Annotated in this window: 27 protein-coding genes; 10 read left to right on the top strand and 17 right to left on the bottom strand. The window is 37.2% G+C overall.

All coding sequences use genetic code 11. The features are described 5' to 3' along the window. Window positions 1-5 precede the first annotated feature (5 nt). The 5 genes from N7Z68_RS19445 to N7Z68_RS19425 all read right to left on the bottom strand — a co-directional run bounded on the left by N7Z68_RS19445 (window position 6) and on the right by N7Z68_RS19425 (window position 4,680). Window positions 6-1,208, bottom strand: a complete 1,203-nt coding sequence (locus N7Z68_RS19445; RefSeq protein WP_275120132.1) for a Ger(x)C family spore germination protein — start codon at window positions 1,206-1,208, stop codon at window positions 6-8. Window position 1,209: 1 nt separating this feature from the next. Continuing rightward, window positions 1,210-2,784 carry a spore germination protein gene (locus tag N7Z68_RS19440; protein ID WP_275120131.1) on the bottom strand — a complete coding sequence of 525 codons (1,575 nt, stop codon included), beginning with the start codon at window positions 2,782-2,784 and terminating at the stop codon, window positions 1,210-1,212. Continuing rightward, a complete protein-coding gene (locus N7Z68_RS19435; protein ID WP_275120130.1) occupies window positions 2,781-3,893 on the bottom strand; it encodes a GerAB/ArcD/ProY family transporter in 1,113 nt (370 codons plus the stop codon). The genes N7Z68_RS19440 and N7Z68_RS19435 overlap by 4 nt, the downstream gene beginning before the upstream one ends. Continuing rightward, entirely contained in the window at window positions 3,890-4,129 is a 240-nt protein-coding gene (locus N7Z68_RS19430) for a hypothetical protein (protein ID WP_275120129.1), read from the bottom strand. Before N7Z68_RS19430 ends, N7Z68_RS19435 begins: the two co-directional genes overlap by 4 nt. A 143-nt stretch (window positions 4,130-4,272) precedes the next feature. Next, complete coding sequence (locus tag N7Z68_RS19425; RefSeq protein WP_275120128.1) at window positions 4,273-4,680, bottom strand: VWA-like domain-containing protein; 408 nt, start codon at window positions 4,678-4,680, stop codon at window positions 4,273-4,275. Between the two features lie 460 nt (window positions 4,681-5,140). Here N7Z68_RS19425 and N7Z68_RS19420 point away from each other — a divergent pair, with 460 nt between their 5' ends. From N7Z68_RS19420 to N7Z68_RS19390, 7 genes are all read left to right on the top strand, one after another. Continuing rightward, window positions 5,141-6,256 (top strand): BMP family lipoprotein, encoded by a 1,116-nt coding sequence (locus N7Z68_RS19420; RefSeq protein WP_275120127.1) that lies wholly within the window; start codon window positions 5,141-5,143, stop codon window positions 6,254-6,256. A gap of 242 nt (window positions 6,257-6,498) precedes the next feature. Then, on the top strand, window positions 6,499-8,028 hold the full coding sequence (locus N7Z68_RS19415; protein WP_275120126.1) for an ABC transporter ATP-binding protein: 1,530 nt from the start codon (window positions 6,499-6,501) through the stop codon (window positions 8,026-8,028). Next, on the top strand, window positions 8,025-9,080 hold the full coding sequence (locus tag N7Z68_RS19410) for an ABC transporter permease (protein ID WP_275120125.1): 1,056 nt from the start codon (window positions 8,025-8,027) through the stop codon (window positions 9,078-9,080). Before N7Z68_RS19415 ends, N7Z68_RS19410 begins: the two co-directional genes overlap by 4 nt. After that, window positions 9,081-10,043 carry an ABC transporter permease gene (locus N7Z68_RS19405; RefSeq protein ID WP_275120124.1) on the top strand — a complete coding sequence of 321 codons (963 nt, stop codon included), beginning with the start codon at window positions 9,081-9,083 and terminating at the stop codon, window positions 10,041-10,043. Between the two features lie 184 nt (window positions 10,044-10,227). Continuing rightward, the gene (gene mutM / locus N7Z68_RS19400) at window positions 10,228-11,031 is read left to right on the top strand and encodes a DNA-formamidopyrimidine glycosylase (RefSeq protein WP_275120123.1); all 804 of its coding nucleotides are present in this window, start codon (window positions 10,228-10,230) and stop codon (window positions 11,029-11,031) included. Between the two features lie 14 nt (window positions 11,032-11,045). Continuing rightward, window positions 11,046-11,888, top strand: a complete 843-nt coding sequence (locus tag N7Z68_RS19395) for a deoxyribonuclease IV (protein WP_275120122.1) — start codon at window positions 11,046-11,048, stop codon at window positions 11,886-11,888. Window positions 11,889-11,934: 46 nt separating this feature from the next. After that, entirely contained in the window at window positions 11,935-12,936 is a 1,002-nt protein-coding gene (locus N7Z68_RS19390; RefSeq protein WP_275120121.1) for an aromatic acid exporter family protein, read from the top strand. Here the strand turns inward: N7Z68_RS19390 and N7Z68_RS19385 are convergent. The 4 genes from N7Z68_RS19385 to N7Z68_RS19370 form a co-directional block, all read right to left on the bottom strand. After that, complete coding sequence (locus N7Z68_RS19385; protein ID WP_275120120.1) at window positions 12,933-13,580, bottom strand: HD domain-containing protein; 648 nt, start codon at window positions 13,578-13,580, stop codon at window positions 12,933-12,935. The genes N7Z68_RS19390 and N7Z68_RS19385 overlap by 4 nt on opposite strands. Before the next feature lie 124 nt (window positions 13,581-13,704). Continuing rightward, the gene (locus tag N7Z68_RS19380; protein ID WP_275120119.1) at window positions 13,705-14,082 is read right to left on the bottom strand and encodes a hypothetical protein; all 378 of its coding nucleotides are present in this window, start codon (window positions 14,080-14,082) and stop codon (window positions 13,705-13,707) included. A 100-nt stretch (window positions 14,083-14,182) separates the two neighbouring features. Next, a complete protein-coding gene (locus tag N7Z68_RS19375; protein WP_275120118.1) occupies window positions 14,183-14,860 on the bottom strand; it encodes a hypothetical protein in 678 nt (225 codons plus the stop codon). A gap of 96 nt (window positions 14,861-14,956) precedes the next feature. Continuing rightward, window positions 14,957-15,805, bottom strand: a complete 849-nt coding sequence (locus N7Z68_RS19370; protein WP_275120117.1) for a patatin-like phospholipase family protein — start codon at window positions 15,803-15,805, stop codon at window positions 14,957-14,959. 106 nt (window positions 15,806-15,911) lie between these two features. On the opposite strand from N7Z68_RS19370, the gene N7Z68_RS19365 reads away from it, so the two are divergent. Together N7Z68_RS19365 and N7Z68_RS19360 are read left to right on the top strand one after the other, a co-directional pair. Then, window positions 15,912-16,433, top strand: coding sequence for a hypothetical protein (locus N7Z68_RS19365; RefSeq protein ID WP_275120116.1), 522 nt, complete (start codon window positions 15,912-15,914; stop codon window positions 16,431-16,433). Window positions 16,434-16,625: 192 nt separating this feature from the next. Continuing rightward, window positions 16,626-17,471, top strand: a complete 846-nt coding sequence (locus tag N7Z68_RS19360) for a DegV family protein (protein ID WP_275120115.1) — start codon at window positions 16,626-16,628, stop codon at window positions 17,469-17,471. Between the two features lie 98 nt (window positions 17,472-17,569). On the opposite strand, the gene N7Z68_RS19355 is transcribed toward N7Z68_RS19360, so the two are convergent. The 7 genes from N7Z68_RS19355 to N7Z68_RS19325 all read right to left on the bottom strand — a co-directional run bounded on the left by N7Z68_RS19355 (window position 17,570) and on the right by N7Z68_RS19325 (window position 23,985). After that, complete coding sequence (locus tag N7Z68_RS19355; protein ID WP_275120114.1) at window positions 17,570-18,859, bottom strand: LysM peptidoglycan-binding domain-containing protein; 1,290 nt, start codon at window positions 18,857-18,859, stop codon at window positions 17,570-17,572. A 382-nt stretch (window positions 18,860-19,241) separates the two neighbouring features. After that, window positions 19,242-20,096: a 5'-3' exonuclease gene (locus N7Z68_RS19350; RefSeq protein WP_275120176.1), complete on the bottom strand. Its 855-nt coding sequence runs from the start codon at window positions 20,094-20,096 to the stop codon at window positions 19,242-19,244. Between the two features lie 175 nt (window positions 20,097-20,271). Further along, window positions 20,272-21,210, bottom strand: coding sequence for a hypothetical protein (locus N7Z68_RS19345; RefSeq protein ID WP_275120113.1), 939 nt, complete (start codon window positions 21,208-21,210; stop codon window positions 20,272-20,274). Between the two features lie 112 nt (window positions 21,211-21,322). Next, on the bottom strand, window positions 21,323-21,625 hold the full coding sequence (locus tag N7Z68_RS19340) for a hypothetical protein (protein ID WP_275120112.1): 303 nt from the start codon (window positions 21,623-21,625) through the stop codon (window positions 21,323-21,325). 94 nt (window positions 21,626-21,719) lie between these two features. Beyond that, complete coding sequence (locus N7Z68_RS19335; protein ID WP_275120111.1) at window positions 21,720-22,391, bottom strand: PspA/IM30 family protein; 672 nt, start codon at window positions 22,389-22,391, stop codon at window positions 21,720-21,722. Between the two features lie 46 nt (window positions 22,392-22,437). After that, a complete protein-coding gene (locus tag N7Z68_RS19330; protein WP_275120110.1) occupies window positions 22,438-23,391 on the bottom strand; it encodes a M48 family metallopeptidase in 954 nt (317 codons plus the stop codon). Between the two features lie 9 nt (window positions 23,392-23,400). Next, complete coding sequence (locus tag N7Z68_RS19325; protein WP_275120109.1) at window positions 23,401-23,985, bottom strand: LemA family protein; 585 nt, start codon at window positions 23,983-23,985, stop codon at window positions 23,401-23,403. 366 nt (window positions 23,986-24,351) lie between these two features. Here N7Z68_RS19325 and N7Z68_RS19320 point away from each other — a divergent pair, with 366 nt between their 5' ends. Beyond that, window positions 24,352-25,578 carry an MFS transporter gene (locus N7Z68_RS19320; protein WP_275120108.1) on the top strand — a complete coding sequence of 409 codons (1,227 nt, stop codon included), beginning with the start codon at window positions 24,352-24,354 and terminating at the stop codon, window positions 25,576-25,578. A gap of 124 nt (window positions 25,579-25,702) precedes the next feature. Here N7Z68_RS19320 and N7Z68_RS19315 read toward each other — a convergent pair whose 3' ends face one another. Continuing rightward, window positions 25,703-26,566: a CvfB family protein gene (locus N7Z68_RS19315; RefSeq protein ID WP_275120107.1), complete on the bottom strand. Its 864-nt coding sequence runs from the start codon at window positions 26,564-26,566 to the stop codon at window positions 25,703-25,705. Window positions 26,567-26,916 lie beyond the last annotated feature (350 nt).

The raw sequence follows: 26,916 nt of genomic DNA, 5'->3' as shown, positions 1-26,916 counted from the left end.
TAAAATTAATTATTCATCTTATCTAGAAATCCTTCGGTTCGAATTCCCGCTCGTCGAATATAAACACTCGTTGCGACATCGATATCCGCCTTAACAAATTCGTCATCCCAACGACCTTTAAACTCTTTAAATTTTTTAGGGTGCTGCCGGTGAAATGTATTCCCAAAGCCAAATATATCTATGCCATAGGTTTGTTGAACCTTTTGTACAGTACCCTTAACCTGCTCACTGATATAATGATCAATGAAATCTTGATACTTCTCATACGTTTCAATGGACGTTAAATTATCTGTACACTGCGACGATTGCAAAACTGCTTCCAGTAAGATATCGACCGTAATTATGGGCTTATTTTCTTTATAAGAAGTTTTAATTTTTGTTGATGAATTTTTTATTCTTATACCCATAAATTTATTTTCGCTACACGGGACACTTAATGTCGTAAGTTTAATTTCATCTTGTGTCCACAGAAAATTTCTCGTATCTTCAGTATTTAAAAAGCCTACTAACTTGTCATTATGAAATACAGCAATTCCGTCTACAATGACTATTGGTTCAGGTCGCACATTTCTAATGTGACCAATATTCTGTCCTTTATTAGGGTCACCGTCGATTGTCATTGCTGCTGTTACTGGATGCCTGCCACTCGTAGTAATTGCGCGAATAAAGTCCGTCAAACGAACTTTTGGTTCACCACCCCACTCCTCTTCCATCGTATCTATTTGTATTGTTAATTTTAGAGAAGGCACTTTTTGAATAGGATATGTTGTACTAATGATATCTTCAGCCCTTACTCCATGGGCAATAATAATTTTAAAGTCATTACGAAATTCACCATTTCGTTCTAAGTATTGAAAGAATTCACCTACACCTTCTTTTGCCAATTCTTCGTCAATGACCACCGTTTGAATATGGGAAAAGATCAGTTTTCTCGTATAACCTACATTCATTTTGTCTACTAACTCTGCTACTGTGTTTCCTTCTATTCCATAAACGATCGCTGGTGTTCCTCCATCACTTTCCCCTTCATAGATTTGCTTAGCATTAATGGCTTCAATCGATATGCGTAGCTTTCCTTCGGTTCCTTTATGCAGAGCCATGCCACTTACTACTGAAACATCATTTAACTCATAACGGTCCCAACATCCCGTTCCTATAAGTAAAAAGGAGAAACATAAAAGCACCAAATAATTTAGGGAACGCTTCATTCTAACCCCCGCTTTCTTTACTAGAAGACTTATTTTTACTACTAGTCTTCAAGTATGTCGGACGGATATTTGTCTTCTGGAATGGAAATCGTACAAAAACATCTTTTTGATCCTCAATAATAAATGGGCCTAACGGAGCGAAGTAAGGCACACCGAAAGAACGTAAACTAATTAAATGCAGCAGTATTGCTAAGAGACCGACTAGCGTTCCGAACATACCTAATGCTGCCGTGATAAAAATAAGTCCAAACCTTAATAAACGAATAGAATTTGCAAAACTGTAAATCGGAGATACGAAGCCTGCCATCGCTGTTAATGCGACGATAATGACTAAAAAGTTAGATACTACACCAGCTTCCACAGCAGCTTGTCCAATAACGAGTGCACCAACAATGGAAACCGTTTGTCCGACAACTCTTGGCATTCGAACTCCTGCTTCTCTTAAAATTTCAAACGTTATTTCCATCATTAATAACTCTAATACAGCTGGAAATGGAACTCCTTCACGCTGAGCTTGAATACTTATTAATAGATCTGTTGGAATGAGTCCATGATGGAAGGTTGTAAGGGCTATATAGATCGCAGGTAAACACAGAGCTAAGAAAAAAGAAATGTATCGTATCAACCGAATAAAAGTTGTCATCATGTACTTTTGATAGTAATCTTCACTCACTTGGAAAAAATCGAAAAATACAACAGGTGCACTAATTACATAAGGACTACCATCTACTAGTAGAATAAACTTTCCATCCAATAAATGAGATGAGATCGTATCAGGGCGATCCGTATGGTACGTTAATGGGAATGGGGTAAGGATTGTATCACTAATCATTTCTTCCAAATTCCCAGAATCGTATATAGCATTAATGTTAGCTTCTGAAACTCTCCGGCGCGCTTCATTAACAAGGTCAGCGTTAGCGATATTTTTAATATATCCTAAAAAAACCGTGGTCTTCGTTTCAGTCCCGACTGTATAACTTTCAAATTTAAGCGAAGGGTTTTTAACGGCCCGCCGTATTAAGCTTACGTTAGTATTAATTGCTTCTGTAAAACTATGTTGCGGTCCGCGAACAATCGTCTGTGTTTCCGAAATTGATATATCACGTTCCTGTGTAGTCACTACATTAATAGCTAAAGCGCAAGGAAGCCCTTCTAAAAAGATCACTGCATACCCCAAAAGTACATACCATACGACCTCATGTTCATGCTCAATCAAATAACACTCATGACTTGAAAAATATTTATTATAAAGTTGATTTAACTGTCCTCTTGTCTCCAGCACCATTTCATCTTCTATTTCAGCTAACGTTTCCGTAATTTGTTTGGCAACCATATTTAAATCGACCATAGTTCTTAAATAGACGATAGCGGCGACTTGTTGACCGACTTTCATCTCTTCGATTAGAAAATCAAAATTTCCTTCGAATACACTTTGAACTTGGTTTTTATTTAGCTTTAAATATTTCGAAATGGCTTTTTGCGAGTGCCCTCTTTCTAATAGTTCATCGGAAGTTTGAAGCTGGCTTTTTGACCTTGTTTTTATCCGACTTTTTACTAGTTTTCTATATATACTCATACGTCTAGACCTCCTGCACTTGACTGACTCATCCGCTGTTTAATGAGTAGAATGAGACAAAGTACGATAGGAATTCCGAATTGAAAAGGCAAATGAAGAAAATAGGGTACAAGGGCTAACCCTTCTTCATAATGCTCCACAATGTTGTCAGCAATGATCACCGAGAAGAAAGCTAACAGCATTGAAGTTGGAAACAAAAAAGCACGATAAGGAAGTTTAAACAAATGTTCTAGGCCTTTTACTCCCCCATACAAAAAAATACCTGCCTTAACCATAATTCCAAACATTAAGATAAAAACGACTAGAATATCCACTCGTTCAAAAAAATCGAACACTTCGATTTCTCGAGCTGCAACTAATAGAGGAAAATTCGAACGAACTTTAATATCTACCCCTAATGTTACAATTTGAATAACATTGGAATAGGTAATTAATAAGCCACTTATAATAACAGCGGCTACACCAACCTTAGGAACATAATGAAAGTGATTTGTTTGTGTCATTAATATTGTACATACAATAAGTTCGCCATAAGGAAACGTAACCATTGTCGGAAATACAGCGTCCATAACAGGTCCAAATCCATCTTCTAACACAGGCAGAAGAAATTGAAATTCAAGATCGCCACCAATAAACAAGAAAACACCTACTAAAAATAATGCAAGGAGAATAAACGGACCTAGGACTTCAGTCATTCTTGCAAATACTTCAATACCAAGATAGAGAGCATACGCTAGGAGCAAGCTCATGACTAATGGAATAACCTCAACAGGTGTTAGTGGGAGAATTGTTGTTAAAATCAACTCTCCAAAATCTCTTAATACCCTTCCTGCAATGTAAATAAAGTATATGATATAGAAGAATATAATAGCTTTTCCAACCCATTTACCAAATCCCGTTTCAATAAGTTCAAAAAAATTTTTTCCGGCGCTCCGTCTCAAGAGAAAAAAATAGCCAACTACAATAATAACTCCAAGTGACATTGCAAGGAGTTCAGCTAACCAATAATTTTGCTTAGCCTCCTCACCAGCACCAACAACAACAGCACTACCTACTAAAAAGATGATTAAAACGAGAAATAATTGCCAAAGTGAAATTCTTTCTTTCATTGCAGCCTCTCTTGTTTCTGTTGATTTTTATTTTTCTTCCTTTGAATGTCTTGATAGATTGCTACCATTAAGCCAACAACAGCTGCAGCAACGACAATCATTCTCCGCGACCCCATCTCAAACCATACTAATAATAGAAAGCTTTCTATTAGAGAAAAATGGTCGTATACTAGGAAGTTAAAGACCGTCATTAATAAAACCATTCCGAATAAAACGAGAAAAAAAGCTAACGTCACCATACATTCACCTATTCAAAACCATTATTTTTCTAGTATTTTCTTTGTATAGTTCTTTTATGTACCTTAATCAAATTAAAAAAGCCCCCATTTACTGAGGGCTCATTCGTTCTATTGCGCATAAGTTGCTTCTAACTCTTAGCTTATTTAATTAATAATTTCTTTCCAAAAGGCACTTTCGGTGAAAAGCCTCCAGGAATAATCCAAAAAAGCTCATAGTTGATTTCCATATCCTCCGTAACATAACCAGTGACATCGGTTATGTAAAATAATGTTTCAATTTCATTTTCATTAGCCCATTCCAGTACTTCCGTGTAAGACGATTTACCATGGGTGAAATACTGAATATCATTTTTTTCAGCAGTCGTAATTTCACGAATTTTATAATCTGCTAAAACGAGCTGTGTTTCCGGTTTTAACTCATGAAAAAGTTTAACAATATTTGAAATGGTTTCAGTCGGATAATCTGTAGTAGACGTATCAACTGCTAGCGCTATTTTTTTGTCCTCACGTTTAGAAAGAATAATTAATAAGTCCTTTTGCCACCTCATCGCTTCATCTCCTTCTCTCAAGTAAAGCTCAACACCTTTTATTTTACTATACTTACTCGAGAAATATTTTATCAATGCGTGTATATTTTAAGTTTACTCAATAATTGCCTTTTTCATTTTCTGTAATCACTCCTTGTAACTCCTTTCATCAACTTTAGACATTTACTGCAGGAGATTACATAAAGTTTCTTCATACTTTCCAAAAAGTTGTACAACCTAAGGATAGAAACTTAAATTTAACGTTCGAAAAACATCAAAAATTTATATTTTTTTTGATTGTTATTTAATTTATTTAATGTTATATTTAGTCGAAAAGTGTCGAAGACTGAGGACTGAAGACTGATGTCATTATATGGATATGTTTTTTTGTATTCACTTGAAAGCATTTACATACTTAAAACGCTGTTTTATAGACCTCTCTTTTCGACTGCATCATCTATATATTTTAGGGGGTTTAACAATGAGAAAAAGTAAATCATTACTGTTATCCATCATCCTCGCAGGCGGAACACTATTAGGTGCTTGTGGGACAGGTGGTGACGAGGCAGAAACTGCTCCAGAAACAGATGGACAAGCCGCTGCACCTACAGAAGATGTAGCTGAAGATTTTACAGTTGCGATGGTAACTGATACTGGTGGAATTGACGATAAGTCTTTTAACCAGTCGGCTTGGGAAGGAATGACACAATTCGGTAATGACTTTGGTCTAACTGAAGGAACAGATTATAAATACTTACAGTCAACTGCTGCTGCAGATTATGGTCCTAACCTAAACTCACTAATTCGTGAAAACTATGACCTTGTATGGGGGATCGGTTTCTTAATGGCGAGTGACATTAAAGCTATTGCAACACAGCGTCCTGAAGCACAACTAGCAATTGTTGATATGGTTGTCACAGACGATGATGATCAACTAATTCCTAATGTAGCTAACATTACATTTAAAGAGCATCAAGGTTCATTTTTAGTTGGAGTCATTGCAGGTATGCACACAGACTCTAATAAAGTAGGTTTCCTTGGCGGGGTTGACGGAGCACTTATTAAAAAGTTTGAGAATGGATTTAAAGCTGGTGTGAAGTCAGTAAATCCTGATGCTGAAATTATTGTTCAATACGCTGAAGATTTTAATGACGCATCAAAAGGGCAACAAATTGCTAACGCTATGTACAGCCAAGGTGCTGACATCATTTATCATGCAGCTGGTGGTACTGGTAATGGATTATTTACTGAAGCTAAAAACCGTAAGCGTAACAATGAAAATGTTTGGGCAATCGGTGTAGACCGTGACCAACACGAAGAAGGACTTCCTGAAAACGTAACATTAACTTCAATGATTAAGCGTGTAGATACTGCTTTATATCTTGTAAATGAACAAACAATGAATGGCCAATTCCCTGGTGGTGAAGTATTAGAATTTGGATTAGAAGAAGAAGCGGTTGGTATCGCTCCTACTACTGATAATGTTTCTGAAGAAGCACAAGCTGCTGTTGAAGAGTACATCCAAAAAATCCAATCTGGAGAAATTGAAGTACCTCAAACAGATGAAGCGTTCGAAGAATTCCTTAAAAATCTATAATCATCATTAAATGGTAGGCGGTCTCAATTTTGTCTTGCAACTTGCATCCCGAACAGCGTGCACTCTCTGGGGTTAAAGGGCTTGACTACTCCTGAGATCGCCTATTTATTTACATAATTTATTTCTTTTTCTATTGGGCTTTTGTTTTGATGGTCTCATTTATACTACCTACGAAATAAAGATAAGGCCTGATAGCAAGCAATTATTCGTCATAGGAAACATTTCTGTCGGAGGTGTGACATTTGAGTTATGTTATTGAAATGAAGAACATTCGTAAAGAGTTTCCTGGTATCGTCGCAAATGATAATGTAACGCTTCAGTTAAAACAAGGAGAAATCCATGCTTTACTAGGTGAAAATGGTGCTGGTAAATCAACACTGATGAATGTTTTGTTTGGACTATACCAACCTGAACAAGGTGAAATCCTTGTAAAAGGCCAACCTGTGAAAATTACTGATCCTAACGTCGCTAATCGTCTTGGGATAGGCATGGTTCACCAACACTTTATGCTGGTCGAGAAATTTACTGTAACAGAAAATATAATTTTAGGAAAAGAGCCAACATCAAGAGGAAAAATAAATATTAAGAAAGCAGCTAAAGACGTCGAAGCGATCTCCAAGCAATACGGTTTATCTGTGGACCCACATGCCAAAATCGAAAATATCTCGGTTGGAATGCAGCAACGTGTAGAAATTTTAAAGACCTTATACCGAGGAGCAGAAATTTTAATTTTTGATGAGCCAACAGCAGCACTTACTCCGCAAGAAATTAAGGAGTTAATTCAAATTATGAAAAAGTTAGTATCAGAGGGCAAATCAATCATTTTAATTACTCATAAGCTTAAAGAAATTATGGAAGTGTGTGATCGGTGTACAGTTATTCGTCGTGGAAAAGGTATAGGCACCGTAAACGTTTCTGAGTCTACACCTGACAGCTTAGCAGCGATGATGGTCGGTCGTGAAGTTAACTTTTCAGTTGAGAAAGACCCTGCCGAACCAAAACAAACCGTACTTAACATAGAACAATTAGTCGTTAAAGATGTACGAGATGTCAGTGCAGTAAATGATTTAAATTTAGAGGTGAAAGCTGGCGAAATTCTAGGAATTGCTGGAGTCGATGGCAATGGCCAATCTGAATTAATTGAAGCGATTACAGGCTTGAAAAAACCGACCAGCGGAAAAATAACTTTGAATGGTCAAGATATTACGAATTTACCCCCTCGTAAAGTAACAGAGTCGGGTGTTGGACATATCCCACAAGACCGCCACAAGCACGGACTAGTTCTTGATTTTACAATTGGTGAAAATATCGTTCTTCAAACGTATTATCAACACCCTTATTCAAAGTCTGGTGTTCTTAACTTCAAAGAGATCTATAAAAAAGCAAATGAATTAATTACAGATTATGATGTTAGAACACCGAGTGAACATACACTCGCTCGTGCTTTATCTGGCGGTAATCAACAAAAAGCGATTATTGCTCGCGAGGTCGATCGCTCTCCTGACTTACTCATTGCGGCCCAACCGACTCGCGGATTAGATGTCGGAGCCATTGAGACTATTCATCGGCGTTTAATTAAAGAAAGAGATAAAGGAAAAGCTGTGTTACTCGTTTCCTTAGAACTTGATGAAGTCTTAAATGTTAGTGACCGGATTGCCGTTATCTATGAAGGAAAAATTGTAGCCATCGTTAATGCTAACGAAACGAATGAAAATGAACTCGGTCTTTTGATGGCTGGGGGTTCCTCAAAAAAGGCAGGTGATCCATCGTGAAGAAAGCACTAGATTCAAAGTTATCTCATATTCTCTTCCCTCTCATTGCTGTCTTGTTCGGTATTATTATCGGTGCAATCATTATGTTACTTAGTGGTAATAATCCAATAACTGGCTACTCTGCGTTAGTCAGGGGGATTTTTGGAGACATGTACTTTATCGGTGAGACGCTTCGTACGATGACACCACTTATCTTAGCTGGTTTAGCTGTTGCCTTTGCTTTTCGTACAGGTCTCTTTAATATCGGTGTCGAAGGACAATTGATCGTCGGCTGGTTAGCTTCCGTATATGTAGGACTTGCTTTCGACTTACCAGCAATCATTCACCTTCCACTCGCTATTGGAGCAGGTGCTCTTGCAGGTGCAATTTGGGGGTTAGTTCCTGGACTTTTAAAAGCCCGCTTTCATGTTCATGAAGTCATTGTAACGATCATGATGAATTATATCGCCTTATATGTAGTCAATTATATCATTAGAACTTTCTTATTACAGCCCGGTGAGCGCACAGGAACGATTAGTCCTTCTGCATCCCTTGCTTCACCATTTTTACAGTCCATTACTGACTTTTCGAGATTACACTATGGTTTTCTCGTCGCAATTGCAGCATGTTTTGTACTCTGGTTTGTACTATGGAAAACAGCAAAAGGCTTTGAACTGCGTTCGGTTGGATTTAACCAACATGCCTCCGAATATGCGGGAATGGATGTAAAAACAAATATCGTTTTATCAATGGTAATTTCAGGTGCTTTCGCTGGTGTTGGTGGCGCTATGGAAGGTTTAGGTACTTACCAATATATGACCGTAATGGCAGGGTTTACTGGCGTTGGATTTGATGGTATCGCCGTTGCCCTTCTCGGTGCAAACACTGCAATCGGTGTTGTATTAGCTGCTGGTTTATTTGGCGGACTGAAAATTGGAGCACTAAATATGCAATCTCAAGCAGGGATACCAACTGAATTAGTTGATATTGTCATTGCATTAATCATCTTTTTCGTAGCATCGAGTTACTTAGTTCGTTGGATTATTAGCCGATTGAAAAAGGAGGGCATTTAAATGGACTTTCTACAAATCTTAGGTTTAATCATCCCGGCTGCTATATTTTCAGCTGCCCCTCTTATTTTCACAGCAATCGGCGGGTTATTTAGTGAAAGGTCTGGTGTCGTTAACATTGGACTTGAAGGTTTAATGGTTATTGGTGCCTTTGTCGGGATAGTTGCAACACTTACACTAGAAAGTATGGGCCTTGGAGCTGCATCACCTTGGCTTGCCTTTATCTTTGCCATTTTGGCTGGGATGATTTTCTCGTTATTTCATGCCGTTGCCTCAATAACCTTAAAAGCTGACCAAATCGTAAGTGGTGTTGCACTAAACTTTCTAGCACTTGGTTTAGCCGTGTTCTTAGTTAAAAATATTTATCAAAAAGGACAAACCGACTTTGTTCAAAATTTAATTTATCGGATTAATGTACCTGTATTAAGTGAAATACCGATCATTGGAAGGTTGTTTTTCTCGAATGCATACGTGACTTCTTATATTGCGATCGGTGTCGCTTTTGCTGTCTGGTACGTAGTCTTCTATACACCATTTGGTCTTCGCTTACGTTCCGTTGGTGAACATCCGATGGCTGCTGATACGATGGGAATTAACGTGATAAAAATGCGTTATATTGGTGTAATGCTAAGTGGCGCATTTGCAGCTATGGGCGGAGCAGTTTATGCCTTAACGATCTCAGGGAACTTTGCAGCTGGAACGATTGCTGGACAAGGGTTTATGGCATTAGCAGCGTTAATCTTCGGAAAATGGCATCCACTTGGAGCTTTAGGTGCTGCTTTATTTTTCGGACTCGCTCAATCGTTAAGTATAGTCGGACAACAAATCCCAGTATTGCAAGATATACCGCAAGTATTCTTACTGATTGCACCATATGTATTAACGATATTAGCTCTTGCAGGGCTTGTCGGAAGGGCTGATGCGCCAAAAGCTATTGGTAAACCATATGAAAAAGGTTCTAGATAAAAAAATGGGCATTCGAGGAGTTATTCCTGCGAATGCTTTTTTCATTTCCAAATATAAAGATAAGATAGTGGCATGATAATAAACAATCTATTTAATGAGGAGGGTATCATGAAAGAAACTCCCCCATAATAAAACGAGGCACTGTTTCCCATACTAACGGTAATTCATTAAAAGGAGCTTTCTTATGCCTGAATTACCGGAAATGGAAAACTATAAAAATTTACTTAATCAAAAAATTCAAGGAAAAACAATTTCAAATGTTATTGTGACTCGGGAAAAAACGATTAATACAAACGTTGAACTCTTTAAACAATGTGTTATGAATAAAAGAGTTATAAAGGTTTCACGTCGTGCTAAGCATTTAATATTTGAACTGGATTCGGGAATGAACTTACTCCTTCATTTAATGTTAGGCGGTTGGATGTATTATGGTAATGAACAAGACCAACCAGACCGAACCAAACAAGTCACTCTTTCATTTGGTACTGAACAACTATTTTTTATTGGACTTCGACTAGGGTTTCTACATCTTTTAAATGGTCAGCAATTACAAGACGAATTTAAAGAACTTGGTCCAGAACCATTAGAACCTAATTTCACTTATGAGACATTTTTAGAATTAGTGCAAAAAAGAAAAGGAATGCTCAAAACAACATTGGTCAATCAATCATTTATTGCTGGCATCGGTAATTGTTACTCAGACGAAATATGCTTTCAAGCCCAGTTAAAACCTACTAAAAAATTTAACGAACTAACAGATCAACAAGTAAGAGCTCTGTTTGATGCAATGGGTACTATATTTCATTCAGGTATTCAACAAGGGGGCTATATGGATTCACCATTCACAAAGGATGATCAATTAACAGGTAAGTACCAAACACTCGTCTATGACCGAGAAGGCCAACCTTGTCCAAGATGTAATGGAACAATAAAGTTAGAGCATATTTCTTCAAGAAAAACGTTTTTCTGTCCAAATTGTCAACAGTAAAGCAGGTGATGCACATGTATGTTGGGAGTCATATAAGTATTCGAAATGGGTATTATGAAGCGGCAAAAACAGCTCATCGAATGGGCGCTTCAGCTTTTCAATACTTTCCGAAAAACCCACGGAGTTTGAAGGTTAAAGATTTTGATGTGGAAGATGCCAAGCAATGTGGTGCGTTTTGTAAAGAACATAACATCAAAACGATTGCTCACACCCCCTATCCTACAAAACTCATTCCTGAAGATCCGAAAGATGAAGCGCAAATTGTAGCATCTATTATAAATGATTTGGAAATAGCTGAAGCTTGCGGTTCCATCGGTATCGTTGTTCATTTTGGAACGACAAAGAAACTTGAACTACTAGAAGGCTATCAAAAAATGATTGAAATGTTAGATCGTGTTTTGTTGGATTGGGAAGGTGATACCCTTCTTCTTATTGAAAATAATGCTGGTGCTGGCATGGATATGGGGATTACATTTGAAGAAATGATCCAAATTCGTAAGCTGTCTGACTACCCTGAAAAAATCGGTTTTTGTTTTGATACATGCCATGCCTACGCGAGTGGAATTTGGAATGGGGAGAACTGGTCAGAACTAAAAGCAAAAGGTGAAGAACTTGAATACTTTACTCATTTAAAAGCCATACATTTTAACAACTCCAAGTATTCATACGGAGCAAGAAAAGACCGCCATGCAAATATTACAAGCGGACATATCACTAAAAAACAATGGCTCACTCTCTTAGATATGGATATTATCAAAGACATTCCAATCATTCTTGAAACACCTAATGATGAGCCAGACATACACGAAAAAGAAATTCAGATTATAAAAGAATGGATTGCTACTACTAAAAAGTAAAAAAACCTTTTACAATATAGCAAAGACATACTTTTGGAGTAGGGCTATGAATAATTGGATTCAATCTCTTCTTGGAAAACGGTTATTAAAAACAGGGCTTGCAGTATTTATTACTGCATTAATATGTCAATGGCTTAACTGGCCTGTAGTATTTGCTGTGATCGCAGCCATTGTTACCGTTGAACCGACCGTTCATGCTTCCATTCAAAAAGGAAAAATTCGACTGCCAGCCGCTGCCATTGGTGCCGGAATTGCAATGACATTTGATTTTTTATTTGGGCAAGTACCGATTACCTTTGCTTTGTCTGCTTTTTTTACTATTTATATTTGTCATCGTTTGCGCTGGGATGATGCTATTTTAGTTGCAACTTTAACAGCCATAGCTATGATTCCAATGACTTCGGAAAGCTTTTTCTTAGCATTCTTAATTCGAATTGCTACGACTACAATAGGTATTGTCGTTTCTACACTTGTTAATCTTATTATTTGGCCGCCTAATTTTATGAAAGAAATACATGCAGACTGTCATGCCCTCTTTAGTGAAACGATTGAACTGGTTGAAGATATTCTCGAATATCAATTAATGGGCAATCGAAGTCGTCAGGTATTAAAACTTCGATTTGAACATTTAAGTAAAGGTATTGAACGTGCTACCGAAACGATCCGTTTTCAACGGGAAGACTTCCGATATCGTAAGAAAGATGTGACAAACACGAAGCAACTTTATGATTTAGAACGACAAATTGATTTACTACATAAAGTCTCTTTTCATATAGGGGATATCTTGTCTGCTTCAGAGCAACAATTCATTCCTAAAGAAGATAAAGCGGTTCTGCAGACCGCATGGACACACATTAAAGATGCCTATGAGAAAAAGGAAATTGATCATACAGCAGAAGAAAAAGTAAGATCTATGCTTTACTCTCTAATTTACGATCACCAAGATGAAAAAGAAATTTTAACAAAGAGTACGACAGTCGCTTACGAATTATTAGCTATCTATCACTTACTCATCGAGTATATTGAGAGGCGTGAGCGTCAAAATTAACGCTCACCTTCCCACTCTCTATAAAATTGATCAAGAAATTGTTCCATGTACTGATGACGGCCTTCTGCCAACTGTTTGCCGTATGGTGTATTCATTAAATCCTTTAATTTTAACAACTTCTCATAGAAATGATTAATAGCGGTATTATCTCGCTTTTGATAATCTTCTTTACTCATACTTTCTCTCGGCTTAATGGAAGGATCATACATGATATTCCCTTTTGCTCCCCCGAAAGCAAACGTCCTCGCAATCCCAATTGAACCTAGCGCATCGAGGCGGTCCGCATCTTGAACAACCTGGCCTTCTAGTGTTTTCATCGGCGGTTGTCCACCACCTTTAAATGACATCGAAGCAATAATTTCCATGATATGTTTCATCGATGCGTCTTCCACTTCGATCCTTTGTAACCACGATTCTACTTTCTTCAAGCCTGCTTCTTCACTCTCATTCAGTTTTTCATCGGCTATATCATGAAGCAGGGCAGCCATTTCACAAATAAATACATCTGCTCCCTCAACACTCGCAATAGTCTTAGCAAGCTTTGTAACACGGTAAATATGCCACCAATCATGTCCACTTGCTTCACCACTTAATTCATTATGTACATATGTTTCTGTTTGTTTTATTTTTTCAACATTTGTCATTTGTCATCACCCACTGTTTAATCTACCATTTTTCCCAACACAATACATCAATATTGGTTATATTAACTGGACTCTCCAAAGGACTTTTTCTTCTCGTTATTTGTTTTCAAGTTTTTTTGTCATCCTACCTTACATATTCAGCTTCATACGAATTTTCCCCAGCATGGACAGCTAATAATGTATTGGCATAGCCGACAAGCCGATTTACTAATTCGTCGCAAATTGCATATACGAGAGGTTCTAGATCCCCCTTATATAATGAAGGATCATCAAAAATGATCGTTGTATTAATAAAGATATCACGATTTCCCTGTAGATCGTAGTGAATGATCACTTTCCCTGCAGCCCCTCCGGTCTTAGGGTCTTTAAATTCTTTTAGAAAAATAAACCATTCTTCAGCGGTAGCAGAACGGAAATTTTTTGTAAATGTTAAAGCCGATAGTTCATTATCAATTCGTTCTTTTAATTCAGGACTTACTAGATCAATTATTTTTTTATCCATTACAGCATCTCCCGATATCCTAAAAGATGATTTATTTTACATGTAACTAAAAGACACCTCCTCTAGACTATTGTCACTAGAGAAGGTGCTATGTACAACTTTACATATCAAACCCGTCCATGGTTTCCATGTTATTTTCAATGAGTTCAATAATCGTTCCAGCTTCTTCTTTACTAAAGATAAAGTTACTCTCATCCTCTAACAATTCATTATCTTCTGTTTTAATTCGGTTGACACGGCGAAGAATTCCGTCTCCTGTATCATGGATTACACCGAATTGATAAGATACTTCAACTTCATCCAGATACGTATAAGCCATTACTTCAGGAGTTGTCCACTCGACATCGACTATGATTTCCTCATAATCTTCATCTTCTAAGTCATCCATTAAATCTGCATCATCTTCGAGAAGAATCGTATCTTCCTCATCTTCCTCTTCCACTTCTATTTCATCGACAAGTTCAAATTCATCTAAGAAATCATGGAATGATTCGTGAACCGCTTCAATGATATCTTCAATATCAGGAAGTAACGTTCTCGATGTCTGCTCTGTTTCTAAATCAAACGCTTCCATGTAAAATTCTTCGTTATGCGGGTCAAAAAACAGCGTGCAGAAAAACTCTCGTTCATTATCTTCCATCTCAACAAAACATTCAATTCTAGGATGTTTAGCAGCTCGATCTACAGTAATATGCCCCATCTCATCATATTCTTCGCAAATGGACTCCATATAGTCCTGTAACTCTCCACAAACTCGATCAAACCACTCTAATGACATGAAGAAACACTTCCCTTCGTGAATTATCTTTCTTATTATTTCTTTCATGCCATTTTTTTGTTCATGGTACTTTATCCCAATCCGTTTTTTCGTCTTTTAACTTAACCATGAAAGGAGTTTTGAATATTGTTTTTTAGCATCTTCATAACCTAATTCATATAAGGCTAAGAGACGCGCTTGATTACGTTCAATACGACTGACAGGAACTTCTATGCTAGGCTTAATTACGAAGACCTCACCTGCGTTTTCCTGCTCCTCAAGTAAAGCTAATGTATCATTATATACGAGATGTCGCTTTTCCAGTAATTCTGCTATTTTAGGATGCTTCCGGTAGATAAATTTTGCAAACATTGCCGCTTTGGTTGGCTGTCTTCTAAAGTCCTCAGCCTTCGTCATAATAACTACATTTTTCTTAAAGCCATCGCTTTGGGCTTTCCGAATAGGAATAGGGTCAATGATTCCTCCATCTAACAATGTTTTCCCACCATATGATACAGCTGGCGCAACAAAAGGCAAAGAACTAGAAGCTCGAATAATGGTTAAGATATCTTCACCATTATTATGTTTATTATAATAAATGGGTTTACCTGTCTCGCAGTCCGTCGTCCCGATTACAAATTGCTCGCTCCCCGTTCGAAACGTCTGATGATCGAAAGGAACGATCTTATTGGGAATTTCATCAAACAGAAAGTCCATCCCAAACAATTGGCGTTTAAACAGCAAATTACGAAAAGAAATAAATCGGTGATCGCCAGCAAGACCTACATTCACTTCTTTATTGCGCCCCTTTTGCCTAGACAAATAAGAGGCGCCCATACAAGCTCCTGCTGACACTCCTATAACATATGGGAATAATAGCTTTTGCTCTAAAAAGAACTCAAGAACACCAGCTGTGTACAACCCTCTCATCCCACCGCCCTCTAAAACTAAACCAGTTGTTTTCATAACATTACCTCTATTGTATGTATTAATTCTTACTATTCTTACTAATTTCACCTATGAATAGATAGTGCTACACTAATAGTAATCGATTTACTAAGGAGTGGTCCACTTGTTCGACCCGACCATTTATGAAAACTTGAAGGTTGTTTTAGAAGGCGCCATATATGATCTTGACTTTGCAAAAGAAATCCATGTGATCAATCGATCTGACACCATCGATTTAGCAAATATGTCGAGAGAATTTTCAATGCAATTTAAAACAACAACTGATAACAATGATTGCCCTATTGCTGAAGTCCGATTACGTTCAACGCTTCAGGACTTTGCGACTGAAAAAATAGAACAAGATGAAAAAGTAGCAGGGTGTTTCTTTGACATTTTTTTATTCACTACGATTCAGAACGTAACAAACGATTGTGATAAGATCGAAAAAAAACTAATGCAAATTTGGCAAAATCGACCGATCATTTCACAAAGTATTTCATTTTCATACGGTAATGAACAAATTTTAACGGATAAAATTTCGATCCGCTTCGGCCGAAAGATAAATGAAGATCAAATTGAAGACTTTGAACAACTGCTTAGCTACACCCTACAATCGCTTCAGTTTTTAGAAGACTACTTTAATTAACTTGAAAAATTCCACTTTCAACTTTGCCCTATTTCGTTTAAAACTACTTAAAAACGTGAATGTAATACAAGAAAAAACAAATGCTATAAACATCTACAAACCATGTTGGCTTCTACTGACAAGTTACTGATGAATGTTAGAAATTACTAATTACAAATACTAAACTTTTGATAACGAAAAGGGTTGATACATATGAAAAAGATAGCTTTTGTGACCGATAGTACGGCTTATATAACGGAAGAATTAAAAAACCATCCTGATGTTTATGTCATGCCTCTTGCCATTATTTTTGGTGAAACGGTCTATGAAGATGGGATTAGCTTAACTACAGAACAACTATACGAAAAAATTAAGCAATCTAAAGAAGTTCCGAAAACCTCACAACCAGCCGTTGGTAAATTTGTTGAGCTATATGAAAAACTGAAAGAAGATTACGAACAAGCGATTGCTGTGCACATATCAAGCAAATTAAGCGGAACACTTGAAAGCAGCCGTTCAGCAAGTGAAATGGCTGAATTTCCTGTTGAAGTTGTTGATTCCAAATCAATGTCTTATGCCATTACTTCATTAATTCAAACAGGAATGAAATTATCAGAAGAAGGATTAGAAGCAAATACAATTGCACAAAAACTTCGTGAAGAAGCAGATAAAGGTGAAAACTACATTCTTTTAGGAAGTCTTGAACAGTTTTATAAAGGTGGAAGAATGTCAGGAACCCAATTCTTAATAGGAAATCTTTTACAGATCAAACCGATCATCCGTATTAATCAAAACGGCGAGTTCGAAGTGTTTGAGAAAGTTCGTTCAGAGAAAAAAGCCGTTCGTCGTTTGTTAGAGCTTATACAAAATGCGTACGAAAAACATTCCATAAGTGAAGTCCAGATCATGCACGGAAATGTGTTGGAAAAAGCAATTTCACTAGAAAAAGACATAAAGAGTAAATATCCACATATGAACGTCGTTATCGGTGAGATTAGTTCGACGATTGCCGCTCATGCTGGTGAAGGAACAGTAGCAATTATTTGGCAGAATAAATAAACATAGGAGTTTACATTCCCAAAAAATAAAGAGGCTGACTTAAATGGAATGCACTTTTTCATCTTAAAGTACAATCGCATTTAGGCGGCCTCTGCTCTTTATACACGTTTTCTTACATTAAAATTCTCATCAATAAGTAACCAGTTTTGCGGGAAATCCCACCCTAATACCCAATAATAAAAACCTCGTAATTCAAGCTCTTTGACTAGATCAAACTTAGCTTGCATGCTTCTCGCATCTTCAAACCACACTTCATGCTCTAGGCCCTCTTCATCAACATAATTAAAAAATGGAGACTGTGCGACTGGGTCGTATTCGATGTCCGCGTTATACGTGGCCGCTAGTCGAATCGCTTCCTGATGATCAATTGCCCGAGCTCTCGTTTCTCCTGCGACAAAAGGTAACGTCCAGTCATAACCATACAGTGGGATACCCATCATAATTTTATCATTCGGCATTTCTGACGCTGCATATTCAATGACTCTTCTAACTTGATCAATCGGTGCAACAGCCATCGGTGGTCCACCTGTCCAGCCCCACTCGTACGTCATTAAGAATACGAAATCGGCATATTCCCCATGGGCTGCATAGTCATGCCCTTCATACAGAACACCAACCATGCCTGGCTCTACTTGTGGTGCGAGTGCACTCGATAGAAAATAACCTCTTTCATCTAAACGCACTTTTGCCTTACGCATCAGTTCATTGTATGGCTCACGGTTTTCAGCACCGAGATATTCCAAATCAAAGTCTAGTCCTAGATAACCCTTTTGATCCATTATTGCTATTGCTTCATCCAATAACCGGTTTTGTAATTCTTCGCTTTGCAACACAGTCGTTACAAGCTCTGTATCAAAAGCACCGTCTTGAATATTTGTTATCACCATTAAGGGAACTATGCCATTTTCATATGAAACATTGATAATTGCTTGATCATCGATTGGCGTTAGTGTCCCGTCTGCGTTTAACTCATAACTAAAAATTTGAACAAACGTTAAGTACTCACCTACCGCATCAACAACTTCAGGAGATTCCTCCCCCGTAATTTGCAAATCCACATACGCCCCTACATCAACGGTTGGCTTTTCCAGAAACTGAGTTGGAATGTATAGCCTAAAGCCAACAGGTAAGTTTTGCGGGTCCTGAATTTGGTTTACTTCAAGAATCGTTTCCACTGGAATTTGATAACGTTGACTAATCTGCCATAAACTTTCTCCAGGTTGAATAAAATGGAATCTGCCGACAATTGGAATAATTAACGCTTGCCCCGTGACGAGCTGATCAGGATTTGGCAGTTGATTGGCTTGAGCAATCGCATTTGCCGTTGTATTGTATGCTTGAGCAATTCCAAACAGCGTTTGCCCTGGTGAAACCACATGTATTTGCACAGCTTTTCCTCCCTAATGCCCAATATTTACCCTATCACTGTATTCACTTTAGTGAATTAAATGCATGGCCATTAGAAGTTTTCAAAGGAAGCTTTTTTGGGAGCACTTATGTATCAAAATGATCTATGTTGCTCTTTAGAATTAAAAAGTCCCTTATACTGGTAATATCCTTATCTATGTTTCATTTTAGAGCAGAAATATACCGTTTTATGGAAAAAATTCTTTCTAAATAACTTTCAACTTAGACTTATTCCTAATAAAGGCACCTCATAGAAAAACAAACACACCTTTCCATGAAGAAAGGTGTGTTTGTTATAACGATCCATTACGGATGCAAAACTGAAAGTAAGCTAGGCTTGTTCTCCCTGCTATCTTCAGTTACTTAATGAATCCCCATTTCTTTTAATAGCTTATTAAACTCAAGCGTTTCAAATTGTTTTCTTACTTTTCCTGCGTCAATGGTTAATAAAGCATCTTCAACGACACACTCAATCGGAACATCGCAGCGAATTTCCGCTAGTTGGCGTGAAAGGTGGAGCATGTCCAATTCACTTTCAATCTTTGTTCTCATTCCCTTTGGTAATTTCTCGAGGTTTTCAATGATAGCTTCAATCGTTGCATACTCTTTTAATAACTTAATCGCGGTTTTCTCGCCAATTCCTTTAACCCCAGGGAAATTGTCGCTTGTATCTCCCATTAATCCTTTTAAATCAATCATTTGAGCAGGAGTTAACCCTTTTTCTTCGAGTAATTTCTCAGGTGTATATACTTCGTAGTTTGACATCCCTTTTTTCATAATAATTGAGTGAACCCGGTCGGTAACAAGTTGTAAGCTATCGTGATCTCCCGTTAAAATTTGTACGTGCATCTCAGCACTATATCTTTTAGCTAATGAACCAATACAGTCATCTGCCTCGAATTGTTCGATCCCTATATTTGGAATATCGAAGCTCGAAACGACTTCTTTAACGAGATCAAATTGAGGAACTAACTCTTCAGGCGGCGCTCCTCGATTGGCTTTATATTGATCGTAAAGCTCGGTACGAAACGTTTTGCTGCCCATATCCCAGCAACAAATGACGTGACTCGGCTCAAATGTTTGAATAGCATCCCACATATATTTTACAAACCCATAGATCGCATTCGTAGGAACGCCTGCGCTCGTTTTCATTATATAACCTCTATATGCTGTTGCGTAGTAGCCTCTAAATAATAGAGCCATGCCATCAACTAGCATTAATTTATTATTATTTTCCAAGAAACTCACTCCTGATTTTTAAGACGTACCTATCTATCCTAACAAACTATTACTGAATTGAATAGTAAAAAGAGGAAGTGACCATTTATTGCCACTCCCTCTTCAGGAAATAGATTAATAGTCAAGATCATATGCGGATCCTCACTATAAACAATCAAGCACTTTCTAATCTTTCTTTCCTTTTTCTAACGATCTCATCATAATCATCAATCAATTGATTTTTATGTTCATCTAACACAGATAATATTTCCCTCACCTTAGCAGTTGTTTCTTCTGCTTGACTTAACGAATCATTGATCTTTCCGTGAACGACCCAATCGACAATAATGCCATCAAAAAAGTAATCTGCAAAGGTAAGAAAATTGCCAATCTCCATTTTGATTTCAAAATGATTTTCAATATCGAGTAGTTCTTCTTGAAACAGGCGAAGTTGATTTTGTGCATAATGGATCTGTTTTCTCGCATCATCTAAGTGACTATGTTTAATAGCTGTTGTCAGCATCCCGCCACCGAACATATCCCACGTCGACCAACCTTTTGCTTTATCAAGTGAATGAATGGCTCGTTGTAGTGCTGATAGAGAAGCAAGACCTGCTTGAATAGCTTCTTCATATTCTTTTACATACGATCGTATACTCGTTTCTTGTTCTGAAAGATCATATAACTCTCTACTTAAAGCGGAATGTTTATCGTGGATTAACCGTTCTTTTTCATCTAAAAGACTTTTATATTCAACCTCAGCGTTCACAACCGTTTGCAGCATCGTACGTAACTCTTTTAATTCATTTTCCAAGTCTATAATCGTCTCTGCTGCTTCTTTATATTTTAATTCTGCTGCAATGACTTCTTGTTGTTCTTTATCAAGCCTCTCTAATTTTTTACCCATAATCGTAAAAAAGATATTCGTTAATGAAATCTTTTCTAGCCGGGAAACGTCTTTCTTTTCCTTTTTCAATTGTAGATACAAGTGATTAGCTTTATCTTTTTCTTCTTCTAAGTAAGCGTCGCTTCGAGCAATATGTTCTTCGTATTTAACTTTTTTCCGCTTCTTTTCTTTAGCTTCAAACAGCCTCTCATTTAGTTCTGTGAACATCATCATCACCTCAACTTATTCATACGTTACCTCTGTAAAAATGTTTCAACGTCATCGCTTTTTTAGATTACTAGTTTACATATAAAAAATATTAGTTACCGCAACCGTACGATCAAATAATATTATTAAATATTTCTTCTAATTCAGTTTTATTATGATAAACAAAATTAGCTAATTGAGCCTTTTTAAATGCGGGAGTGATGTGTAAATTCGGACTTAAGAACCGCAGTGTTTCATATGTATCGTCTAATTTCACCTGAACATCCGCTTCTCGTCTTAACGGTGTCCTATTCGTTATAATGCGAATAGCAGTTCCATCGATTATTTTTTCAATCGTTTCATTCGTAATAGGAAAGCTTTTCAAGTGCAATTGGATAAAATGATGAGCCATATCTTCTTTATTTTCATTTAACATGTGAAGCACCACCTTCTCTCTAAGGATAAAAATGAACGTACCTTACTAGACAATCACAGCAAAGTACGTTTCATCCTTTTCGTAATTAATTACCTTATTGTTGAGTGTTATTTTCTAGTTGTTGTTTAATACGTTCTAACGCGGAAGAGCCATTTGGTTTATCATACTTCTTAAACTGATCTTCTACAGAAGTCGTTGAGTTTAACTGCTTAACAGCTTTTGATTTATTTAACCGCTCATTTGCACGTTCTTCATAGCGATTTAAAGTATTAAGTGAACTATTTTTGTTTACTTTTTCAAATACTTTATTGATACTTTCATTAGCATCTGCCATTTTATGTTTAGCAACAATCGATGCTTTTTGTGATTTAACTTCAGCAATCGACTCCTGAAGCGATTCCAACTGATCTCGTAAAACCGATACTGTATCGGCCTGCTCTTCGGCTAGGGCGTGGAAATTCTCTTTTTCACCTAGGTGCTTTTCATACTGGACCGCCATTTCTTCTGCAGCTGCTTCGTCACCTGAGTCTAATGCGTTGTTCACTCGATTTAACCATTTTTCAGCTTCTTTTTCTGCTTGATTGGCTAAACCTTCTAACCGTTTTTGTTCTGCCATAGCTCCTGCTACTCCATCTCGAGCCTCTGTATAGGCACCTTCTAAATCTCTGATCTTTTGATTTAAGACATTTTCCACATTTTCCATCGAATCAATGGCAGCATGAGCGTTTCCTTTTATTAACGTAACTAATCTTCCGAAAATAGACATATAAACAAAACTCCTTTTAAATATATTTTTTTGTATAGTGCCTCGCCTAGATAGTTCTTTCTAATTTTTGAATTCTGTCCTCAATGGGAGGATGAGTCGAAAAAAGCGATGCAGATTTCTTGGAAAAATGGTTATAAATGTAGGATGACTTAAGATTATTTCCTCCAAGCTGTGCTTCATATTCTGATTTACTGTAGCGCGGTCGGTAACCGCCAATTTTCGCTAATGCATTAATTAATCCTCGATTATTGGATGTAATTCTAACGGCTTTCGTATCTGCCATGTATTCGCGTTGTCTTGAGATTGCTGAAGAAAGTAATGCAGATATGACTCGAGAAAATACTAGAATGATGAGTACTACTACAAATAACAGGGCTGTATTTTTACTGTCATTATTATTGTTCCTTGATCTTCCTTTCACCCGCATGTTTCGGTAAATAATTTCAGCTAAAAGAACAAAAGACGATGTTAGTGCGATAGTTACAGCCTTTAACCTAATATCGTAATTCATAATATGGGCGAATTCATGGGCCATAACCCCTTCAAGCTCTTCCTCATCTAGCATATGTAACAGGCCTTCTGTTACACCTACAATTGCATTATTATGGTTAAATCCAGTGGCAAAGGCATTAGGGATGTTTGTAGGAATTACGTAGATTTCCGGCATTTTGATGTTGCATCCTACCGATAATCTCTCAACAATATAGTAAAGAGTCCGTAACTTTTCATCCTGAGTATCCTTCGTCACTAATCTGCCGTTAATGCTTTTTTTGATCATGAACTTGAATGTTACGAAATTGAATAATAAGTAAGCCCCGGTAATAGCCATTGTAATGAACGTAAACGTAATGACATCTCCTTCAAGATACCCATAAAGTGCACCTGCACCGACAATAAGGGAGAAAAAAACGATGAGTAGAAGGATTGAATTAAACTTATTCTTCCGAATCTCTTCTCCGGACATTAAATACCGTAAATCTTTTTCACGAGTTTTTGTCATTTCCATCACCTATTTAGACCGAACGTCATTCACTGATAAATGATTGTATACCTTTCTTTCTTCTTCCGTAATTGAAAAAGACTCTTTAGGTGTATGACCAAACTTACTAGCTATTAAGTTCGTCGGGAATGAACGAATGAGAATGTTATAGTTCTCAACGCCTCCGTTGTAGCCCGTGCGTGCATACGTAATTTTTTCTTCTGCTTGTTTGATAGAAGCCATAGCATCTTTCAAGGAGTGAGCAACATTTGAATTTGGGTATGCCTCCATTAGCATAGACATTTGTGGTAATAAGGAATTGACGTTTTCGTTAGCGACTGCTTTTTCTTTAACACTTTTACTTGTTAACCCTTTTCGTGCCAGTAAAGCGGATTCCACAAAATCTTTCTCCCGGTCTGAACCGAGTTCAAACATTTGAACCACATTCGTTAATATTCGGTATTTAGCATCAAGTTGATTGTCAATATTGGACCAAGCGGTTTTTACATACTGTTCATGACGAACGAGTTTGTTGTAGGACAACCATAAATAAATGATGACACTAACCGGAATGAGTATTGCGATTAATAAAAGAACTACAATGAGTGTTGTCATAAACTACCTTCCTTTATTTTTTATTTTGTTGTCGATCTTTTGAAAAAGGTGAACGTTGAGTGGGGCTGATACTTTATTTACGAACGGGATGTTATTTGGTTTCAAAAAAATTTAAACTCAACGAATTTGATAACAAAGTTTTTTAGAGGTCCACAAAATTAAATTTTCCCTTTTTAATTTTAATCTATCCAACTGCATTTTCCAATATTTTTATAATTTAGTATTTTATTCACAATTTATATCGTCCCCACAGTAACTAGATGGTAACTCGTTCATCATTAGAGTACTGCTTCATAGTAAAAAATTTCTTAGCCGTTATACCTTTTTAATGATATGATAATTTCGTATTACGAAAGGAGTACTTCTATGCAAGCAAAAGCTCAACAACAAACAGCTCAGCCTCAAGAAAAAACAATGTACAATATTTTACTTATTATCGGATTTGTTCATTTGCTGAATGATGCGATACAAGCACTCGTACCGGCTATGTTTCCAATACTCGAACGGTCTATGGGGTTAACCTTTACTCAGCTCGGTATCATTGCATTCGCATTGAATATAACTTCATCACTCATTCAACCTGTTGTAGGATTATATACAGATAAAAAGCCGTCACCGTATGCTTTACCGATTGGACTTTGCTTTACATTTTTTGGAGTACTCGGACTCGCTTTTGCTCCGTCGTTTTGGTTTGTCGTTCTTTCAGTCATTTTTATCGGTTTAGGATCAGCAACTTTTCATCCTGAAGGATCACGCGTAGCTTATATGGCAGCTGGAAAGCGTCGCGGATTTGCGCAGTCTATTTATCAAGTGGGAGGAAATGCAGGTCAAGCGATGGCGCCGCTTATTACTGCACTAATCTTAGTTCCTCTAGGCCAATTTGGTGCGATTTGGTTTACAATTATCGCTGCATTGGCGATTGGACTGCTCGTTTACATTGCGAGGTGGTATTCTAGCCAGATTATTGCGATAGCTAAAATGCCGAAAAAGAAAGCTGTTTCAACTAAGATGAGTCCTAAACATAAGAAGATGGTCGTTTTTGCTATAAGTCTATTAATCTTTTTAGTTTTTGCCAGATCGTGGTTCCATGCTGGGATCACCAACTTCTATGCTTTTTATATTATTGAAAAATTCGGTTTAACGATTGCTCAATCCCAGGGCTACATATTTGTCTTCCTTTTAGCTGGTGCAATCGGAACATTTGCTGGGGGACCGCTTGCCGATCGCTTTGGAAAAAGAACGATGATCATGCTGTCGATGCTGGCTTCTGCTCCATTAGCATTGATCCTTCCGTATGCAGGACCAACTGCCACTTACTTTTTATTAGGTATTATTGGATTTATTATTTTATCAAGTTTTTCGGTAACTGTCGTATACGCACAAGTATTAGTACCAGGAAAAATCGGTACAGTTTCTGGATTAATTGTCGGTCTTGCCTTCGGTATGGGAGCAATTGGCTCTGTCGCTCTCGGATGGCTTGCCGATGCTGTCGGCTTAACCAACACAATGCTATTCACTGTTGCCCTTCCGTTGATCGGCGTTTTGACGTTTTTCTTACCGTCCGATCGTAAAATCGAAGAGATGCATGAATAGAGCTTTCAATTCAAAAAAACCCTTTAAACTCGTACTTACATGCGAGTTTGAAGGGTTTTTCTAGGCGTTCTAATTGATGGTTTTTGTGAAAAGGACTTAGACATTAAGAGTTGAAATTTAATTCCTACTCGCTTTTAATGATAAACGTCCAGTCCCCTTTTTGTTCGACTTTCTTTTCTTTCATTAATCTCCCAAGCGCTCGTTTAAATGCAGCTTTACTCATTCCAAAATCTAAGCGAATATCACCTGGTTCACTTTTATCCGTGTACGGCATTTTGCCCCCGTTTCGCTCTAGATAAGCATAAATCATCTCTGCATCTTCATCTAAACTCTCTTGTTTTAATGGAAGAAGTGAAACGTTAAGACTTCCATCTTCTTTTACATCAATCACGCGCCCCGTCACGTGTTCACCAAGACGTGGTTCTTGTCGTCTTTGACTTTCGTGAATAAAACAACGATAGCCTTCATCTGACAACATAAAAGAGCCTACTTTTAATGCGCGATAAATTCTTCCTGAAATTTGCTGCTTATCCATCTCAAACGTAGCTTCTTTCTCTATTTCTTCAACAACTTCTTCAGTTACAAGCTGGCCAAGTAATCGACCTTTATAATCTATTTTGAGTGTAACGAATAATTGATCTCCAACTTTTGGCCAGACCGACTTAAAAGCGGGTAAATCATCAAGTGAAACGAGAATATCTTTTTGAATACCGATATTAACAAAGACCCCTAAGCGTGGATTAATATCAACAACTTCAACCCAGTCGTATTCTCCCAGCTTCACTTTTGGAATCGTCATCGTAGCAGCGAGACGACCTTCTTTGTCGTTATATAAAAAAACTTCAATGGTGTCGCCTTCTTTGACTTCACCTGTCATTTCATTTGTATGTAATAGAAAGTCTTGTTCGCCATCCGTTAAAAAATAACCAAATTCAGCTTGTCTCTCTACACGTAATTCCGCAATTGAACCTGCTTGTAATTTATTCATTCTTAAAAACCCCTTATTCTATTTATCCACATGAAAAATAACCAATGGTATATTTGACCAATGCCTTACCTATTATACCAAAAGTATTGGGCTTGCATACTATTGTTGATGTTTTCACTTTATTTCACGTAAGATTGCTACTAAAATGAAGGTTAGGTACTAATTAGCGTAAGGATGTGCTTTACAATTAAGAAAAAAGCTGTGTTTTACACAATTTTCGGTTTGTGATATGCTCCCCTATAGGTAGACAGATTAAAAAATAAAAATCTGTTTACCTTGGGGGAGTTTTTCTATGCCTAATAGTAAGTATTCTAAAGAATTTAAAAATGAAGTTTTACTGGCTTATGAAA

It is taken from the genome of Alkalihalobacterium chitinilyticum (assembly GCF_029028005.1).
GTDB classification, from domain to species: Bacteria; Bacillota; Bacilli; order Bacillales; family Bacillaceae_F; genus Alkalihalobacterium; species Alkalihalobacterium chitinilyticum.
The sequence above is the reverse complement of the archived record's forward strand: the minus strand, read 5'-3'. Positions and strand labels throughout refer to the sequence as shown.